This window comes from Listeria weihenstephanensis, from assembly GCF_003534205.1.
Lineage (GTDB): Bacteria > Bacillota > Bacilli > Lactobacillales > Listeriaceae > Listeria_A > Listeria_A weihenstephanensis.
The window spans coordinates 1,798,444-1,816,623 of record NZ_CP011102.1; the positions used below are offsets into that span (position 1 = coordinate 1,798,444).

Consider the following 18,180-nt stretch of genomic DNA (forward strand, 5'->3'; position numbering starts at 1 on the left):
CTTTTAAATTAATTATTTTTTATCATTATTATAGGGTTTTTTATAACCTTCTTTACGTGGCGCACGGTTCGCTTCTTCTGTTTCGCCCTCTTTTTTCTCGATGAGTGCTTTACGAGACAAGTTTACGCGACCATGGTCATCGATTTCCGTTACTTTCACTTTCACGATATCGCCAAGTTTCAGAATATCTTCCACTTTACCAACGCGTTCGTGTGCTAGTTCAGAAATATGCACGAGACCATCTTTCCCTTTGAATAATTCTACAAAAGCTCCGAATTTCTCGATACGACGTACTTTACCATCAAAGATTTCGCCAATTTGTACTTCGCGTACGATTTCTTCGATCATTGCTTTTGCTTTTTCGATCATCGCATCATCTTGAGACGCGATGAATACAGTACCATCTTGTTCGATATCAATTTTAACGGTTGTTTCTTCGATGATTTGATTGATTTGTTTACCGCCGGGTCCGATAACGTCTTTGATTTTGTCTGGTTTGATATTGATTGTTACGATTTTAGGAGCGTATTCTGATAATGTTTCACGCGGTGTATTAATCGTCGCTTCCAAGTGTTCAAGAATGTGCAGGCGTCCTGCTTTCGCTTGTGTCAAAGCTTCTTCTAAAATTTGGCGACTAAGACCGTCGATTTTGATATCCATTTGTAGCGCGGTAATTCCTTCACGTGTTCCAGCAACTTTAAAATCCATGTCACCAAAGTGATCTTCCATACCTTGAATATCGGAAAGAATCGTGTAGTCATCGCCAAGTTTTACAAGTCCCATTGCGATACCTGCAACTGGCGCTTTAATTGGAACACCTGCATCCATCATTGCAAGCGTCGAACCACAAATACTTGCTTGCGAACTTGAACCGTTTGATTCTAAAACTTCAGATACAAGACGGATAGTGTACGGGAAATCCTCTTCGCTTGGAATAACTTGTTCTAAAGCGCGTTCGCCGAGTGCTCCGTGACCGATTTCACGACGACCTGGTGCGCGACGTGGACCTGTCTCCCCAACACTAAATTGCGGGAAGTTATAATGGTGCATGAAGCGTTTTGAGTCTTCTAAGCCTAAACCATCAATGATTTGGTGCTCGCGAAGTGGAGCCAATGTACAGACGCTAAGCGCTTGTGTTTGGCCACGCGTGAATAAACCTGAACCATGGACACGAGGTAAGACGCCAACTTCTGATGATAATGGACGGATTTCGTCTACTTTACGACCATCTGGACGGATTTTATCTTGTGAAATTAAACGACGCATTTCATCTTTTTCAAGTATTTCTAAAATGTGATGTACTTCTGAGATTACTTCTGAAGCATTTTCTAGCTCTTTTGCTTCGTACTCCGCAATAACAGTTTCTTTTAACACGGTGATATTTTCTTCACGCGCCAATTTTTCTTCTGTTTTAATGGCTACTTTCATATCTGCTTCCGCGCGTAATGTTACTTCTTCAACAAGTGCCGCGTCAGGAACGAATAATTTGATTTCCATTTTTGGTTTACCAACGGCTGCAACGATTTCTTCTTGGAAAGCGATTAAGCGTTGGATTTCTTTGTGACCGAACATGATCGCTTCAAGCATTGCTTCTTCTGGAACTTCTTTTGCCCCAGCTTCTACCATGTTGATCGCTTCTTTTGTTCCAGCAACAGTTAAACTAATATCGCTTAATTCAGCTTGTTCTGTCGTTGGATTAATGATAAATTCGCCATTCACACGACCAACATCCACACCTGCAATTGGTCCCTCGAAAGGAATATCAGAAATCGATAGTGCGATAGATGAACCAAGCATTGCCGCCATTTCTGGAGAACAATCTTGCTCTACACTAAGAACAGTCGATGTAATCTGAACATCATTACGATATCCTTCAGCAAAAAGTGGACGAATCGGACGGTCAATAAGACGTGCTGTTAACGTAGCGCGATCACTTGGACGACCTTCACGTTTTAGGAATCCACCTGGTACTTTACCTACCGCATACATTTTTTCTTCATAGTTTACTGTCAATGGGAAAAAGTCGCCCGGTCTTGGTTTTCTTGAACCAACAGCTGCTGTTAAAACGACTGTATCGCCAAAACGAATCAGCGCTGCACCGTTTGCTTGTTTTGCCATTTGGCCAACTTCAATTGTTAAATCCTTGCCTGCCCATGTAGTTTTAAAAACTTGTTTCTCAGTCATATTTTGATCTCCTTTTGATTTAGGAGCGTCCACTACCAATATAGAAACTTTACCATGCATAATAATTCTTCACGCACGCCTGAACTTTCAAGTGCATTCAGACACGCATAAATCCAAAAACCTACCAGCAAGTCGAGAAGCACTCAGCTACGTCGTTGAAGCCTGCGCGCCGATGCCCTTCTACACAAAAGAGTTTCGCATAACTTCTCACATGGTCGAGGATACTACCCTCTCCCTGTTTTCAGTCAACATACCTTAGTATGCTCCACGTCTGTGCTCAACTTCGCCTAGTATCTAAGCACTTCTCGACTTGCGGGGTTTCGCATCTGCGAGTTCATCGGTTTTAGTTAAACTTGATTTCTTATGTATAATGGCACGTTTTTGGATTCATGCGATAAAGCTTCTTTCTACTTTTGTTAGTGGGACGCTACTTGTTTATTTTTTTCAAAAAAAAACGGGACAAAAATATCCCGTTTTCCTTGTGTTTATCGACGTAAACCTAAACGTCCGATAAGTTCGCGGTAACGTGCAACATCTTTCTTACGTAGGTAAGTTAAAAGGTTACGACGATGACCGACCATTTTCATCAAACCACGATAAGAATGGTGATCTTTCTTGTGCTCGCGAACGTGTTCATTCAAACTGTTGATTTCTGCAGTAAGAACAGCGATTTGAACTTCTGGTGAACCAGTGTCCGTATCATGTACACGATATTCAGCGATAATTTCATTTTTACGCTCTTGTGTCAATGCCATTTCTTACACACCTCCTTCTTTTCTAATCCCCACATACTGAGCCAAGCGTTGGTGACTCGCGAAAGCCAAGTAAGGGTTCTTTTTCGTACAGAGTTAAAGATACACTATTTTGACGTAAAAAGCAAGTAATACCTAGTCTTTTTGCGAAAAATAAGTGCGAGTATCCGCTTCATCATTTTTCAATTGTTCGATGAGACCTTCTACACCGTTAAACTTCAGTTCTGGCCGGAAATAATGGAACCATTCGATCTCGATTTCTTCGCCATAAATTTCTCGATGAAAATCTAAAATGTAAACTTCGATCGACATCGCTTGGTCATCTTTAAACGTAATATTGTAGCCAATGCTCGCCATTCCAAGATGTTTTTCGCCGTTGACTATAAATTTAACAGCATATACGCCAAGTTTTGGAATTAGGAAACCTTCATCCACCGCTATATTTGCTGTTGGAAATCCAATCGTCCGACCTCGTTTATCGCCATGGATAACGGTCCCAGTGATCGTATATGGGTAACCCAACAATTGATTGGCCTCGTCTAACTGACCTTCTGCAATATACTGGCGGATACTGGTGGAGCTTACTTTGTCATGTAAGTCTTCCAACTTTGAAACAACCGTTACGCCGAATTGACCTTGCGCATAGTTGGCTAAGTTGGTCATTTTACCAGCGCCTTTACAGCCATAGGAATAATCAAAACCAGCAACAACATGCTTTGCGTTCAAATCAATAAGGTAGTTTTGTACAAAGTCTTCTGGGCTAAGATTAGAAAAAATAGTCGTAAATCGGACGATATATAAAATATCAACGCCAAGTGCCGCCATATGTTTCTTCTTTTCTTCCAATGGCGTCAAATATTTCACCTGTTTACGTTGCTGGCTAAGGACAACGGATGGGTGCGGATCAAATGTCAAAACCGCTGTCTTAATGCCTAACTTTTCAGCTTCTTTTTTCGCTGTGTTGATAACTTCTTGATGCCCTCGGTGCAATCCATCAAAAAAACCAAGCGCGATTACTTTCGGATCACGTTCGATTTGTTCTGGTGGATGGTGCAAGAAATATGTTTCCATAAAAATCCCCTTTTCTTCACGTTTTACGACCGCCATCACGGGTAAAACATAATACGCAATCAATACGGAGTTGTAGGAAGCTATTCTTGTACAAGAGTAGCTTCTTTTCGTTCCGCTATTTTAATTTAATTTCCCAGGGCGCAATTCGATAACCTTTTCCGGTTTCCAAAAATCGCGTCGCTCGGGATGTTGTACATAAATCGCTGTTAATTTATTTTTGTGCAGAAGTGCTACACGTCCATCACCGCGCTCTTTAATAAATTGTTCTGGCAGCACAACGCCATTTAGAACTTTTTCATAAACTAAGTCTGAAATTTCTTGTTTTTTCATGTCAGATAAACCGTCTTCAAGCGGATACAGGTAGCTCGCTTCATCTTCTTCTGCTCGCAATTTCTCAATTTCTGCAAGTGTAAAGCACTGTTCTTCTTTAAAAATACCGCTTTGTGTACGCTTTAATTCAGACATGTGAGCGGGATACCCAAGCTTTTCGCCTATCATGACAGCAAGTGTTCGAATATAGGTTCCCTTTCCGCAATGAATACGAATACGGAAGCTATTATTATCTGGACTTATTGGTACGTAAGGCTTCAGAAGATCGATTGCATAAATATTCACCGTTCGTTTTGGACGCTCCACCTCTATACCTTCTCTTGCATATTCATACAACTTGCGTCCGTTCACTTTGACCGCGGAGTACATGGGCGGAATTTGCTCGATTTCACCTATGAAAGATTTCGCTGCTTTTTCAGCGTCGATAGGTAATATCGTTTCTGAAATTTCTTTTTGCGAAACAACTTCACCGCTTGCATCTTCCGTCGTTGTTGCCGTTCCAAGTGTGATGGTAGCTTCGTATGTTTTACCTTCGTCTGTAATGTATTCTGCCAGTTTTGTCGCTCGACCGATGCAGATTGGCAACACGCCTTCCACGTCTGGATCAAGCGTACCAGTGTGACCCACTTTTTTTGTTTGAAGGATTTTTCGTAATTTAAACACGCAGTCGTGACTTGTCATTCCTTTTTCTTTCCATAAAGGGATAATTCCATCCATTTTGTAAATCGACTCCCGTTCCTACACAAAGAAGGATAGACGTCCGCTAAAAAACGGCACCTATCCTTCTTTTGCTTATTATTCGTTATCGTTTAGACCGCGTAATAAGTCATCGATATGATTGCCATAAGCAACAGAATGATCTATTTCAAAAAATAGTTCTGGAACTTTGCGCAAACGAATACGACTTCCAATTTCAGAGCGAATAAAGCCATGTGCTTTTTCCAAGGCAAGGAGCGCTTCTTTTTGCTCTTTTTCTTCACCTAGAACGGAAACGAACACGGTTGCTTGTTGAAGATCTCCAGTAACATCCACGCCAGTAACGGTAATGAAACCAATACGTGGATCTCTTAGTTTACGGTTCAAGATATCACCAAGTTCTTTTTTCATTTGCTCTGATACACGATTAGCTCGAACATTCATGTTTTCACCTCATTTTACAAACTTTCCATTGTTGTTTTGCCTCTTTCCCACTCTGGAAAAGAATCGAGAAATGCAAGTACTGTATCAGCTACTTTTTCTGCTTGTTCATGGGATTCAGACACGACAGCAAAACCAACTAGGCTTCGCTGCCACTTGTCTTGGAAACCAATTTCAGCAATGGAGATATTAAATTTCTGGCCAGCGCGAGTCAAAACTCGCTTTATGATGGCTCGTTTTTCTTTTAGATTTTGTGGAGTTGGCAAAAGCCATTCGGACTCGACGTAACGGATCATTTACGTTCGATTTCCTCCATAACATAGGCTTCAATTACGTCATCTTCTTTAATGTCGTTAAATTTCTCGATTGTGATACCACATTCGAATCCTTTAGCAACTTCTTTTGCATCATCTTTAAAGCGCTTCAGTGTACTGATTTCGCCTTCAAAGACTACGATGCCGTCGCGGATAACACGAACGCCACTGTTACGTGTGATTTTGCCATCTGTTACGTAACAACCAGCGATTGTACCAACTTTTGATACGGTGATGGTTTGACGAACTTGTGCTTGACCGATAATTTTTTCTTGGAATTCTGGATCAAGCATTCCTTTCATCGCTGCTTCAATTTCATCGATAGCTTTATAAATAACGCGATGTAAACGGATATCTACGCCTTCATTTTCGGCACCTTCACGGGCTTGTGTTGTTGGGCGAACGTTGAAACCAATAACAATGGCATTGGATGCTGCGGCAAGTGTAATATCGGATTCATTGATAGCACCAACAGATGTATGAATGATTTTAACGTTAACGCCTTCTACTTCAATCTTACGTAGGGATGCAGCAAGTGCTTCAACTGATCCTTGTACGTCAGCTTTGATAATAACGTTAACTTCTTTCATTTCGCCAGCTTTCATGTGTTCGAAAAGGTTCTCAAGACTAACGCGATTTGTCGCAGAGCGTTGAGCTACAACGGCACGACTTGCGCGGGCTTCACCGACACTACGCGCTGTTTTTTCGTCTTCAAAGACAACGAAACGGTCGCCAGCTTGTGGTACATCGCTTAATCCAGTGATTTCAACTGGTGTACTTGGTCCCACTTTCTTCACGCGGCGGCCAAGGTCATTTACCATCGCACGAACGCGGCCAAATGTATGACCAACAACGATTGGATCTCCAACATTTAGCGTACCGTCTTGCACTAGTAATGTCGCAACAGAGCCACGGCCTTTATCTAGTTCGGCTTCAATAACGCTACCGATTGCTAAACGATCTGGGTTTGCTTTTAGTTCTTCTACCTCAGAAACGAGTAGAATCATTTCAAGCAATGTATCTAAACCTTCGCCGAATTTAGCGGAGATTGGCACGAAAATTGTGTCGCCACCCCATGCTTCGGGAACAAGTTCATATTCTGTTAGTTCTTGCATAACGCGGTCTGGATTCGCTTGTGGCTTATCGACCTTGTTTACAGCAACAATGATTGGAACTTCCGCTGCTTTCGCATGGTTGATCGCCTCGATTGTTTGTGGCATAACGCCATCATCAGCTGCTACAACAAGAATCGTAATATCGGTAATTTTGGCACCACGAGCACGCATGGTTGTAAAAGCGGCGTGACCTGGTGTATCTAAGAATGTGATTTTTTTATCGTGGACTTCTAATTGATAAGCTCCGATATGTTGTGTGATTCCGCCGGCTTCACCAAGTGTTACCTTTGTGTTACGCAAAGAATCGAGTAATGTTGTTTTACCATGATCGACGTGCCCCATGATTGTAACAACAGCAGGGCGTTCTACTTCTTTGCCCTTATCTTCTTCCGATGCCTCTTCAAAATAAACGTCTAAATCTGTGATATCTACTTTGATTTCTTCTTCAGCAATAACGCCGTATTCTCCGCAAAGAAGTTCGATCGCATCTTTATCTAATTCTTGGTTAATTGTAGCTACAACGCCAAGCATAAATAATTTCTTGATGAGTTCGGATGGTTCGCGGTATAGTTTACGCGCTAATTCACCTACTGTTAGTGACTCAGAGAAGATGATTTTTTCTGGAAGCTCTTTTGGCTTCGGCGGTGTTGGTGGTACGGTACTGTGATTACGTTTTCCTTTGTATTTCGTGTTATTTTTGCGTCCGCGATTTTGGTTGTTACGGTTTCCGCCTTGATTGCGGTTACCCCCACCTTGTGCGGCGCCGCCTGGACGGCTTTGGCCTCCACTATTGTTTGGACGGTTTGTGCCGCTACCTTGTGAATTGCCAGCAGGCTTATTCGCGCCTGCTGCTGGTTTTGGCGTGGCTGGTTTACTAGTATTATTTGGTTTGGATTGATTTGATTTATCATTCATATTTGGTTTATTAGACCCCTTACTTTGACCTGCTTCGTTTGGTGCTTTAGGTTGGCTGCTTGGCGCGGCAGATTCTTTTTTCGGTCCAAGCAATGTTTTGTCAAGTTGTCGTAGTGCATTTTCGTTAATGGTAGACATGTGGTTAGCGACTTCAACGCCTAACTCCTGTAATGTCTCGATGACTTTCTTACTAGGTAATTGATGTTCTTTTGCGTATTCGTAAACACGAACTTTACTCATGTGACACACCTCCGTTAAGATTTCACCCGAGGAGTTCCGTAAGTTTTGCCGCAAATCCTTTATCCATTACTGCAATAATAGCTCTTGCATCTTTGCCGATTGCTCCGCCAAGTTGTTCACGGGTACCGGCTTTCACAAGCGCGACGTCGTAATACTGGCATTTGTTACGGATTGTTTTCTCGGTTTTCTCTGATATATCTTCTGAAATGATGACGAGTCTCGCTTTTTGACGTCTCACTTCTTTCAAAACTAGCTCTTCCCCAGTAACGAGTTTGCGAGCACTATAAGCGATTCCGAGCAAGGAAAATGCTTTATTATGATCCATGATTTGCTCCTTCAATTGTTTTTACATAATCAATCAATTGATCGTAAAAACCGTCTTGTTCTGGCATCTTCATTTGTTGAAAGATACTGTTTTTCTTCTTGGCTTTTTCGGCAACTTTGCTGTCTATTATGATATAAAAGCCACGACCAGGCGCTTTGCCGCTCGGATCTATCGTAAGTACACCATCTTTGGAGTACGCAATACGTAAAAGTTCGCCTTTTGGTTTGCGCTCACCGGTTACAATACATTTTCTCAAGGGAATTTTTTTGTTGCGCATCGGCGTTTGTCCCTCCTTATTCTTCGTCTTCGGTCATTTCATCGGCCATGTCAATGTCGACACGCTCGATTATTGGACCATCTGGACGCGGATAAATGCCTGCTTCTGTTGCAACAGTTTCACTCTTAATATCAATTTTCCAGCCAGTTAGTTTAGCAGCAAGACGGGCATTTTGACCACGTTTACCGATAGCTAATGACAGTTGATAATCTGGAACGATAACGGTTGTTGCTTGTTCGGCTTCATTTACGATAACGTCGAGAACTTTGGACGGGCTAAGGGCGTTTGCAACAAATTGAAACGGATCAGCAGACCATTCTACGATATCGATTTTTTCGCCTTTTAGTTCGTTAACGATGGCTTGTACACGAGCCCCTTTTGGACCAACACATGAACCAACTGGATCCACTTCTGGATTTTCTGTGTAAACGGAGATCTTAGAGCGATCACCAGCTTCACGAGCAACAGATTTAATTTCTACGATGCCTTCATATATTTCTGGAACTTCCATTTCAAAAAGTCGTTTCAAAAGACCTGGATGTGTACGAGAAACATAGATTTGCGGGCCTTTTGTCGTTTTTTCAACTTTCGTCAAGTATACTTTGATGCGATCATGGGCACGGTATGTTTCGTTTGGCATCTGTTCATTTTGAGACAGGATCGCTTCGATTTTACCTAAGTTAACGTAGATAAAACGTGAATCTTGACGTTCCACGATACCAGTCATAATGTCATCTTCACGATCGATAAATTCGTCATAAATGATGCCACGTTCTGCTTCACGTACACGTTGAGTTACAACTTGTTTTGCAGTTTGAGCTGCGATTCGGCCGAAATCTTTTGGCGTTACTTCAAGCTCCACAACATCGCCGACTTTGAATCCAGCATTGATTTTGTGCGCTTCTTCTACAGAAATTTCTAAACGCGAATCGAATACTTGATCTACGACATCTTTACGCGCTAAAACGTGCATAGTGCCCTTGTCTACATTTAAATCCACTCGTACATTTTGCGCTTGGTTAAAGTTACGTTTGTATGCAGACACAAGTGCTGCCTCAATTGCTTCAATAATCACATCGCGCGAAATTCCTTTATCATGTTCTAAAACATGAAGAGCATCTAATAATTCTGAGCTCATCTTTTTTTCAGCTCCTTTAATTTACTGCTTTTAAAATTTAATTGCTAGTCGTGCTTTGGCTGCTTTATCTTTTGGAATTTCACAAACAATCTTGCGCGTTTTATCCAAAATTTCAACGGTTAATGTTGTACCATCGTAACTGATTAGCGTGCCTTCCCACATTTTACGATCCGCAATTGGCTCGTAGCTTGTGATATGGACCCATTTACCAACAGCTGCTTCAAAATCTTTTTCTTTTTTTAATGGTCGTTCGGCGCCTGGTGATGATACTTCCAGAAAGTAGTTTTGTGTAATTGGGTCATTTTTATCCAAGATTTCACTTAGCTTTTCGCTGACCAAGGCACATTCGTCAATATCAATGCCGCCTTCTTTATCTAAAAATACCCGCAAATACCAGTGCTTTCCTTCTTTTTCAAACGCTAAATCGACCAGTTCTAGTTGAAGCTCGTTCGTAATTGGTAGTACGATGGCTTCGACTTCTTCAAGAACTTTACTCATTTTAGCCTCCTTGTTATGTCTCGAATCGTGTCCCACTCGCATCAAAACCGCTATTCCCTAAGTGATTATGACGGGGAAAATGTGGTACAGACTCGTAATATACGATATTTTAACCCTGCAAAGTTGCAAAAGGAAAGAGTGGGCGTCGGCCCACTCTTGGTTAGTTATCGTAATTTCTTTTTAACTATAACACAAACTTTTCACATTCGCAAGCTTTAGGCCTTGTGTCGCCTTGTATAGAGCCATTATTATTAAAAAAGAGACAGCTGATTTTGATCTGGCAAGCCTTCTAAACAACCTTGATCGTCCATATATTGGATGATTGTTTTTGATACTTTTCCGCGCTGTTGTAAATCTTCTTTGGAAAGAAACTCACCGTCCGCGCGTGCTGCGACAATCGCTTTTGCCACGTTAGTACCAAGGCTTGGAATCGCATTAAATGGCGGGATTAGCTGATCTCCTTCGATAATAAACTCGTCTGCACTTGATTTGTAAAGATCTACTTTTTGGAATGAGAAACCGCGTGCTAACATTTCATTGGAGATTTCAAGTACCGTTAGTAAGTTCTTCTCCTTTGTGGAAGCCTCTAGTCCTTTTGCGTTGATTTCCTGCATGACTGCTTTCGTTGCTTCTTTTCCATTGACCATTGCTGTTAAATCAAAATCATCGGCACGGACAGTGAAATATGTCGCATAGAAGAACAATGGGTGATGCACTTTGAAATAGGCAATCCGGACAGCCATAAGAACGTAGGCTGCGGCATGGGCTTTCGGGAACATATATTTGATTTTTTTGCATGAATCAATATACCAGTTCGGTACTTTATTTTCGATCATGGCAGCTTCCATTTCTTCGGATAGCCCTTTCCCTTTACGAACGGACTCCATGATTTGGAATGCAAGTGAACTGTCGAGGCCTTGATAGATCAGAAAAACCATGATGTCATCACGACAACCGATAACTTCTGCTAAGGAACAGATGTCGTTTTTGATCAATTCTTCGGCGTTTCCAAGCCATACGTCGGTTCCATGAGAAAGTCCAGAAATTTGAACGAGCTCGGAGAATGTTGTTGGTTTCGTTTGCTCAAGCATTTGACGTACAAAGCGTGTACCGAACTCTGGTATACCGAGCGTTCCAGTTTTGGAATCAATATCGGCAGGCTTCACGCCAAGTGATTCCGTGGAGCCGAACAGTTTCATCACTTCTTTGTCATCTGTTGGAATGGTTTTTGGATCAATACCACTCAAATCTTGCAGCATCCGTATGGCGGTCGGATCATCGTGCCCCAGAATATCGAGTTTCAGCACGTTATCGTGAATCGAATGGAAATCAAAATGGGTCGTTTTCCATTCAGAATCAGTCGCATCCGCCGGGAATTGAATCGGAGAGAAATCATAGACATCCATGTAATCTGGAATAACGATGATTCCCCCTGGATGTTGGCCGGTCGTCCGCTTCACGCCAGTACAGCCCTGCACGAGACGATCCACCTCAGCCCCACGAATCGTCATATTCATGTCGCGCTCGTAATTACGTACATAACCGAACGCCGTCTTCTCAGCAACCGTACCAATCGTTCCAGCACGATATACATATTCTTCACCGAAAAGCTCCTTCGTATAGGCATGCGCAATCGGTTGATATTCCCCAGAAAAGTTCAAATCGATATCGGGAACTTTATCCCCTTTAAAGCCAAGGAACGTTTCAAAAGGAATATCTTGACCTTCTTTCGTAAACGCCGTTCCGCATTCTGGACATTCTTTATCTGGCAAATCAAATCCAGAACCAACAGAACCGTCATCGAAAAACTCAGAATGCTTACAGTTAGAGCAAATATAATGTGGTGGTAACGGATTTACTTCGGTGATTTCTGTCATTGTAGCGACTAAGGAGGACCCAACCGAACCACGCGAACCTACGAGATAGCCTTCATTGAGCGATTTTTTTACAAGTTTGTGTGAGATCAAGTAAATAACCGCAAAACCGTGACCGATGATGCTTTTTAGTTCTTTTTCAAGACGAGCTTCGACGATTTCTGGCAGCTCATCGCCGTAAATACTGCGTGCCATCGTATAACTCATATCGCGAACTTCGTCTTCTGCGCCTTCAATTTTCGGCGTGTATAGGTCATCTTTGATTGGTTTCAGATTTCCCATCCAATCAGCAACGAGGTTTGAATTCGTGACAACGATTTCTTTCGCTTTTTCTTCTCCTAAAAAGGCAAATTCCGCAAGCATTTCATCTGTGGAGCGGAAATGAACATCTGGAAGTGACGCACGGTTAAGCGGATTTGCTCCACCTTGCGAGTGAATTAATATTTTGCGGTAGATTTTATCGTTCGGATTTAAATAGTGAACATTTCCCGTCGCAACGACTGGTTTGCCAATTTTTTCGCCGACTTTGACCAAATTCCCGATGATTTCTTCAAGCGCTTTTTCGTCACGTATCAATTCTCGCTCGATAAGTGGCGCATACACTGGTTTTGGCTGCACTTCGATGAAATCGTAAAACGCGGCGATTCGCTCGGCTTCTTCCATCCCTTTTTGCATCATCGCTTCAAAAATTTCGCCTTGATTACAGGCTGAGCCAATGATGAGACCCTCCCGGAGTTTGTTGAGTTCAGAACGCGGAATCCTCGGAACACGGAAGAAATAATTGATTTGCGACATCGAAACGAGCTTAAATAGATTTTTCAAGCCGACGTCTGTTTTTGCGTAAATCGTCGCATGGAAAGGACGGGCGCGTTTGTATGCATCGCCTTCTCCTCGGAAATTGTTCAGTTGGTCATGAAAGTCAATATCGCGCATTTCTTTGGCATCTTTGATCAACTTCCAACCAAGATAGGCCGTTGCCTCGGCGTCAAAAATGGCTCTATGGTGCTGTTCTAAAATTATATTGAACTTCTTTGTTAATGTATTTAGACGATGATTTTTGAAATGCGGATAGAGAAAACGAGCTAATTCTAGTGTATCGATAACCGAATTCTCTGCCTTGTCCATGCCTATTTTCCCGTATGCAGTATTGATAAAGCCCATGTCAAATGAGGCGTTGTGCGCGATTAGGATAGTATCTCCGCAGAATTCTTTGAAATTCTTTAACACGACTTCAATTGGATCGGAGCCTTTTACCATATCGTCTGTAATCCCAGTCAAATTGATCGTTGTTGCGGATAAGGGATGGCCTGGATCGATGAAAGCCTCGAACTTATCGATGATTTCGCCGTCCTTCATTTTCACGCCAGCAAGCTCGATGATTGTATCGTAAACAGCTGATAGACCTGTTGTCTCAACGTCAAACACGACATATGTTGCGTCTTTTAAGCCTGTGTGTCGCTCATTGTAACCAATAGGAACACCATCGTCAATTAGATTCGCTTCAATTCCGTATAATACTTTGATGCCGTTTTTCATTCCTGCGCCATAGGCTTCTGGGAACGATTGAGCCACAGCATGATCTGTAATCGCGATCGCCGGATGTCCCCAATCAGCTGCTTGTTTTACTAAATCTGCCACGGATGAAGTCGCGTCCATTTGACTCATTGGTGTGTGCAGATGCAATTCTACTCGTTTTTCTTCCGCTGTGTCTAAACGCTTCACGCCAGCAATTTCATTCACGTCTTGCGCCATCATGATGAGATCGCGCACAAACGTATCCATCTGAACACTACCACGAACACGAACCCACATGCCTTTTTTCATGTTTTGGAACATCGCCGCGTCATCATTATCACGCGAGAACATTTTTATAATAATCGAGCTCGTGTAGTCGGTAATTTTGAATTGAAGCAAACTACGACCACTACGCAACTCACGAATTTCCGTCGCAAAAACATAGCCCTCCACTGTAATTCGGCGCTCTTCATCGTAAATATCGCCCAGTGGTTTCCGCTCTTCATCATCTTTAATTTTATAGCCGATTTGGAATGGACCAGATGGAGCTTGTCCGCCGCCACCGTTATCCGCCTGTTCCGCGCGTTTTTGCATCACTTGCACGGCTTCGAGCGCTTTTGCCTGATCCTCTTTTTCTTTGGCTTCCACAAAAGCTTTGTAATGTTCCGTTTCTGATTGATCAAGCATATTTGTCCGCAGCATCATATTCGGAAATCCTTTTTCACGCAAACTTTCCGCAATCGCGGGTTGGAAACGCTGGGCAATCGTCGTCTGCTCCATCTCATTATGTATACGAACTTCCATAAAGTTAGGGGCTGTAAATGTCGGCTTCTGCTCAATTAAAAGTTGACCGATCATCGGTGACTGCTTCGCGAACGGCGTAATCGTGTCGTTCCAGTAATCTTCCACTAGACGCTCCGTCACCGTCTCATCACGCGCATGAATCCGCATCGTCGTCTTCGCAATCTGTTGAAACGCATGATTCATCCCAACACGCATCATTTGATACAATTCAAACGGCAAAATTTGCGCTACTTCCAAGTGAAATTCCCACACTTTATTCGCTTTATCTACAACCAATTTCTCGATTTTTCCATCTTTCGTAAAATCTTGAAATACGGCATCATTTCCTAATCCAATTTGCTGCAACAAAATTTGGAATCGTTCTTGTTTTTCTGCATCTGTAATAGACAAATCCAACAACTCCTCATATTTCAAACTTCTAACAAAAAAATACCCTCTTACTTTGAAAATACAACACTTTCCTGTATCCCACTCGTAAGACGGCCTATTTTCACTAACTGTAAACCTAATTCAAAGACAAGAACCAACGCAAATCAAGCGAAAACGTTCGAATTGTTGGGGTCATAACGCATTTCATTTCGAATAACTCCAACAATTCAAACGCTTGCCGCCGATTCACCTGATTTCCCCACTACACTCTACGCGTTTTCGCCCAAAAGGATGGGTAGAGTATTCATAAGTTCATCTTTACGAACCTCTATCATTTCACCAGTTTTACGAATTTTCACTTCAACAATTCCTTCTGACGCCTTCTTACCAACTGTAACACGCATAGGTAATCCGATCAAATCAGCGTCAGCAAATTTCACGCCGGCACGTTCAGAACGATCATCAAGCAGGACCGAATAGCCCATTTCTTGTAGGGAAGCATAAAGTTCTTCTGCAAACTGAACTTGTTCTTCGCTCTTCATGTTAACAGGAATCAAATGAAGGTCTAGTGGACTGATATTACGATCCCAAACCAAACCTGATTCATCCGCTTGTTGTTCAGCGATCGCAGAAAGAAGTCTTGAAACACCGATACCATAACAGCCCATGATAAACGGATTACTACGTCCATTTTCATCTAAAAATGTCGCGTTCATCGCTTCACTGTATTTTGTTCCTAATTTGAAAATATGACCAACTTCGATACCTTCCGCAAATTTAATAACGCCATGACCATCTGGTGACAGATCGCCTTCTTTTATTAAACGCAAATCGAAGTATGTGTGTACGTTGAAATCGCGTTTTGGTTGCGTATTCGTAATATGATAACCTTCTTCATTCGCACCAACAACAGCATTCACAATATCTTGAACATCATTATCCGCAAAAATACGAACATGTTCTGGCACGCCAATTGGACCAAGCGAACCGAAACCAGAACCTAACAATTCAATCGCCTGCTCATTTGACGCAAGTTCTACCGTTGTAGCCGATAAAGCGTTTTTGATTTTAATATCGTTGACTTCATGATCTCCGCGAACAAGAACCATAATTACTTCGTCCTCGTCCAAAACGTAAAGCATTGACTTCACCGTTTTTTCAATCGGAATATCGAAAAAGGAAACAATATCTGCAATCGTTTTTTGATCAGGCGTCGCTACTTTTTCAAGTTCGCCTTCTTCTTCATGTGATTTCTTCTCCATGTACATTACTGGCGCCATTTCGACGTTAGCCGCGTAATCAGAAGCATCACTATAAGCGATTGTATCTTCGCCAATGTCCGATAAAACGATAAATTCTTTCGTCTCATTTCCACCGATGGAACCAGAATCCGCAATAACCGCACGGAAATCAAGGCCACACCGCTTGAAAATATTAGAATAAGCTTGGTACATTTTTTCATAGGTTGCGTCTAGACTTTCCTCTGTTGCATGGAATGAATAAGCGTCTTTCATGATAAACTCACGACCACGCAATAAACCAAAGCGAGGACGTAATTCATCGCGGAACTTCGTTTGAATTTGATACATCGTTAACGGTAAACGCTTGTAAGACTTAACTTCGTCGCGCAATAATGATGTAATCACCTCTTCGTGCGTAGGGCCTAGTGCGAAATCGCGCGAATTGCGGTCTTTCATACGCATTAATTCCGAACCGTAATCTTCCCAACGTCCCGATTCTTGCCATAGTTCCGCTGGTTGTAGAGCAGGTAATAATAATTCCACCGCATCAATACGATTTAACTCTTCACGAATAATGGTTTCGATTTTTTGTAATGTTAATTTTGCTAGTGGTAAATAACTATAAATTCCACTTGCAGTTTGTCTAATATAGCCTGCGCGCAATAATAACTGATGACTTTTCACCTCTGCATCAGCAGGTACTTCTTTCAATGTTGGAATAAAACTCAATGTTTGACGCATAATTAACACCCCTATTTTTATCTTTAAAATCTAACAGGCGCTAGGCCCTAAAGATTCTCCCTTATATCTTTCTAGAAAAACGCTCGCTGAATATCGTTCCATGTCACGAGCAACATTAAGATCATCAGTAAAGCGAAACCGACGAAATGCACCATACCTTCTTTTTTCGGGTCGAGTGGTTTTCCTCTAATTAGTTCATACAAGAAGAATAGCAAACGTCCACCGTCAAGTGCTGGTAGTGGTAATAAATTGACGATCCCCAAGTTGATGCTCAGAACCGCAGTCCAGTTAAGCAATGTTAAAAATCCATAACTCACAACTTCTTGTGTCGACGTGTAAATACCAACTGGGCCATTTAACATGTTCAGCGAGAAGTCACCTGTTACCATTTGTCCGAGGACATGACCGATTTGCGTTACCCAGAACCAAGTCTGCGTAAAGCCGTATGTGATTTTCGTTACGAAGGAATCCGACCCTGGTTGAGCAACTCCAATTTTACCAACGCTCGTGCCATCTTGCGCTTTTTCCGCTTTTGGCGTCACTTCGATATCTTGTGTTTTCCCATCACGATCTACTTTAAAATCCAACTCTTTATTCGGATTTTTCTCTACTGTAGAAAAAATGTCCTGCCATGAATCCATCGCCTTGCCATTGATGGAAATAACTTCATCACCTTGTTTCAAACCAGCTTCTTGCGCTGCACCATTATCCATTACTTGCCCAATTTCTGGATCATTTGACGGGACACTTCCCGATACAAAAGCAAGAATTGTAAAGATAATAATAGCTAAAATAAAGTTGAATAACGGTCCTGCAAAAATGGTCATCGCACGTTTACCAAGTGATTTAGATTGGAAAACACGATCATATGGTGCGATAATTGTTTCTAGTTTACCATCGACAACTACTGCGTCACTCGCTACTTGATAGCGAACGATTTTGTCCTCGTCGTATTCTTCATAACCTTCGATGAAAAGTTCTCTTTCAAGATCGCTTCCAGAAACTTCAAGTGGTTGCACATCTTGATATTGATCTTTTCCATTAATAATAATTTTGGTGACCACTTCATCGTCATTTAAAATCAAGCCGACGCGGTAACCTGGTTTCAGCTCAACGACTTCACCATCCTCACCCGCCATGCGCACATAACCGCCGATGGGGAGAAGCCTTAAAGTATACTGTGTTTCTTTCTTGCGGTAAGCAAATATTTTTGGACCAAAACCAATCGAAAAATCGCGAACTAGAATCCCAGATCTTTTTGCAAACAAGAAATGTCCGAGTTCATGAAAGAAAACGATTAGGCCAAAAACAAATATAAACGCAATAATGGTTGTCATTGT

Annotated in this window: 14 protein-coding genes; all 14 read right to left on the reverse strand. The window is 42.1% G+C overall.

Features of this window, described 5'->3' with window-relative positions; all coding sequences use genetic code 11:
• Positions 1–12: 12 nt before the first annotated feature.
• The 14 genes from pnp to rseP all read right to left on the reverse strand — a co-directional run bounded on the left by pnp (position 13) and on the right by rseP (position 18,177).
• A complete protein-coding gene (gene pnp / locus UE46_RS08745) occupies positions 13–2,184 on the reverse strand; it encodes a polyribonucleotide nucleotidyltransferase (protein WP_118907555.1) in 2,172 nt (723 codons plus the stop codon).
• A 485-nt stretch (positions 2,185–2,669) separates the two neighbouring features.
• The gene (gene rpsO / locus UE46_RS08750) at positions 2,670–2,939 is read right to left on the reverse strand and encodes a 30S ribosomal protein S15 (protein ID WP_036062005.1); all 270 of its coding nucleotides are present in this window, start codon (positions 2,937–2,939) and stop codon (positions 2,670–2,672) included.
• A gap of 132 nt (positions 2,940–3,071) precedes the next feature.
• The gene (locus UE46_RS08755) at positions 3,072–4,007 is read right to left on the reverse strand and encodes a bifunctional riboflavin kinase/FAD synthetase (RefSeq protein WP_036062002.1); all 936 of its coding nucleotides are present in this window, start codon (positions 4,005–4,007) and stop codon (positions 3,072–3,074) included.
• 120 nt (positions 4,008–4,127) lie between these two features.
• Complete coding sequence (gene truB, locus UE46_RS08760; RefSeq protein ID WP_118907556.1) at positions 4,128–5,054, reverse strand: tRNA pseudouridine(55) synthase TruB; 927 nt, start codon at positions 5,052–5,054, stop codon at positions 4,128–4,130.
• A gap of 78 nt (positions 5,055–5,132) precedes the next feature.
• On the reverse strand, positions 5,133–5,477 hold the full coding sequence (gene rbfA / locus UE46_RS08765; protein ID WP_036062000.1) for a 30S ribosome-binding factor RbfA: 345 nt from the start codon (positions 5,475–5,477) through the stop codon (positions 5,133–5,135).
• Positions 5,478–5,491: 14 nt separating this feature from the next.
• Positions 5,492–5,770, reverse strand: a complete 279-nt coding sequence (locus UE46_RS08770; protein ID WP_036061997.1) for a DUF503 domain-containing protein — start codon at positions 5,768–5,770, stop codon at positions 5,492–5,494.
• Positions 5,767–8,058: a translation initiation factor IF-2 gene (gene infB / locus UE46_RS08775; protein ID WP_036061995.1), complete on the reverse strand. Its 2,292-nt coding sequence runs from the start codon at positions 8,056–8,058 to the stop codon at positions 5,767–5,769. Before infB ends, UE46_RS08770 begins: the two co-directional genes overlap by 4 nt.
• Before the next feature lie 22 nt (positions 8,059–8,080).
• Positions 8,081–8,383 carry a YlxQ family RNA-binding protein gene (locus UE46_RS08780; protein WP_036061993.1) on the reverse strand — a complete coding sequence of 101 codons (303 nt, stop codon included), beginning with the start codon at positions 8,381–8,383 and terminating at the stop codon, positions 8,081–8,083.
• Positions 8,373–8,660, reverse strand: a complete 288-nt coding sequence (gene rnpM / locus UE46_RS08785; RefSeq protein WP_036061991.1) for an RNase P modulator RnpM — start codon at positions 8,658–8,660, stop codon at positions 8,373–8,375. Before rnpM ends, UE46_RS08780 begins: the two co-directional genes overlap by 11 nt.
• Positions 8,661–8,676: 16 nt before the next feature.
• Positions 8,677–9,798 (reverse strand): transcription termination factor NusA, encoded by a 1,122-nt coding sequence (nusA, locus tag UE46_RS08790; RefSeq protein ID WP_036061989.1) that lies wholly within the window; start codon positions 9,796–9,798, stop codon positions 8,677–8,679.
• 30 nt (positions 9,799–9,828) lie between these two features.
• A complete protein-coding gene (gene rimP, locus UE46_RS08795) occupies positions 9,829–10,296 on the reverse strand; it encodes a ribosome maturation factor RimP (protein ID WP_036061987.1) in 468 nt (155 codons plus the stop codon).
• 251 nt (positions 10,297–10,547) lie between these two features.
• The gene (locus UE46_RS08800) at positions 10,548–14,879 is read right to left on the reverse strand and encodes a PolC-type DNA polymerase III (RefSeq protein WP_036061985.1); all 4,332 of its coding nucleotides are present in this window, start codon (positions 14,877–14,879) and stop codon (positions 10,548–10,550) included.
• A 248-nt stretch (positions 14,880–15,127) separates the two neighbouring features.
• Positions 15,128–16,840, reverse strand: coding sequence for a proline--tRNA ligase (locus UE46_RS08805; RefSeq protein WP_036061983.1), 1,713 nt, complete (start codon positions 16,838–16,840; stop codon positions 15,128–15,130).
• 71 nt (positions 16,841–16,911) lie between these two features.
• On the reverse strand, positions 16,912–18,177 hold the full coding sequence (gene rseP, locus UE46_RS08810) for an RIP metalloprotease RseP (protein ID WP_036061980.1): 1,266 nt from the start codon (positions 18,175–18,177) through the stop codon (positions 16,912–16,914).
• Between the last annotated feature and the right edge of the window lie 3 nt (positions 18,178–18,180).

Coding starts and splice junctions, on each gene's coding strand:
- pnp (WP_118907555.1), bottom strand. CDS start 2,184: ATGACTGAGAAACAAGTTTTTAAAACTACATGGGCAGGCAAGGATTTA.
- rpsO (WP_036062005.1), bottom strand. CDS start 2,939: ATGGCATTGACACAAGAGCGTAAAAATGAAATTATCGCTGAATATCGT.
- UE46_RS08755 (WP_036062002.1), bottom strand. CDS start 4,007: ATGGAAACATATTTCTTGCACCATCCACCAGAACAAATCGAACGTGAT.
- truB (WP_118907556.1), bottom strand. CDS start 5,054: ATGGATGGAATTATCCCTTTATGGAAAGAAAAAGGAATGACAAGTCAC.
- rbfA (WP_036062000.1), bottom strand. CDS start 5,477: ATGAATGTTCGAGCTAATCGTGTATCAGAGCAAATGAAAAAAGAACTT.
- UE46_RS08770 (WP_036061997.1), bottom strand. CDS start 5,770: ATGATCCGTTACGTCGAGTCCGAATGGCTTTTGCCAACTCCACAAAAT.
- infB (WP_036061995.1), bottom strand. CDS start 8,058: ATGAGTAAAGTTCGTGTTTACGAATACGCAAAAGAACATCAATTACCT.
- UE46_RS08780 (WP_036061993.1), bottom strand. CDS start 8,383: ATGGATCATAATAAAGCATTTTCCTTGCTCGGAATCGCTTATAGTGCT.
- rnpM (WP_036061991.1), bottom strand. CDS start 8,660: ATGCGCAACAAAAAAATTCCCTTGAGAAAATGTATTGTAACCGGTGAG.
- nusA (WP_036061989.1), bottom strand. CDS start 9,798: ATGAGCTCAGAATTATTAGATGCTCTTCATGTTTTAGAACATGATAAA.
- rimP (WP_036061987.1), bottom strand. CDS start 10,296: ATGAGTAAAGTTCTTGAAGAAGTCGAAGCCATCGTACTACCAATTACG.
- UE46_RS08805 (WP_036061983.1), bottom strand. CDS start 16,840: ATGCGTCAAACATTGAGTTTTATTCCAACATTGAAAGAAGTACCTGCT.
- rseP (WP_036061980.1), bottom strand. CDS start 18,177: ATGACAACCATTATTGCGTTTATATTTGTTTTTGGCCTAATCGTTTTC.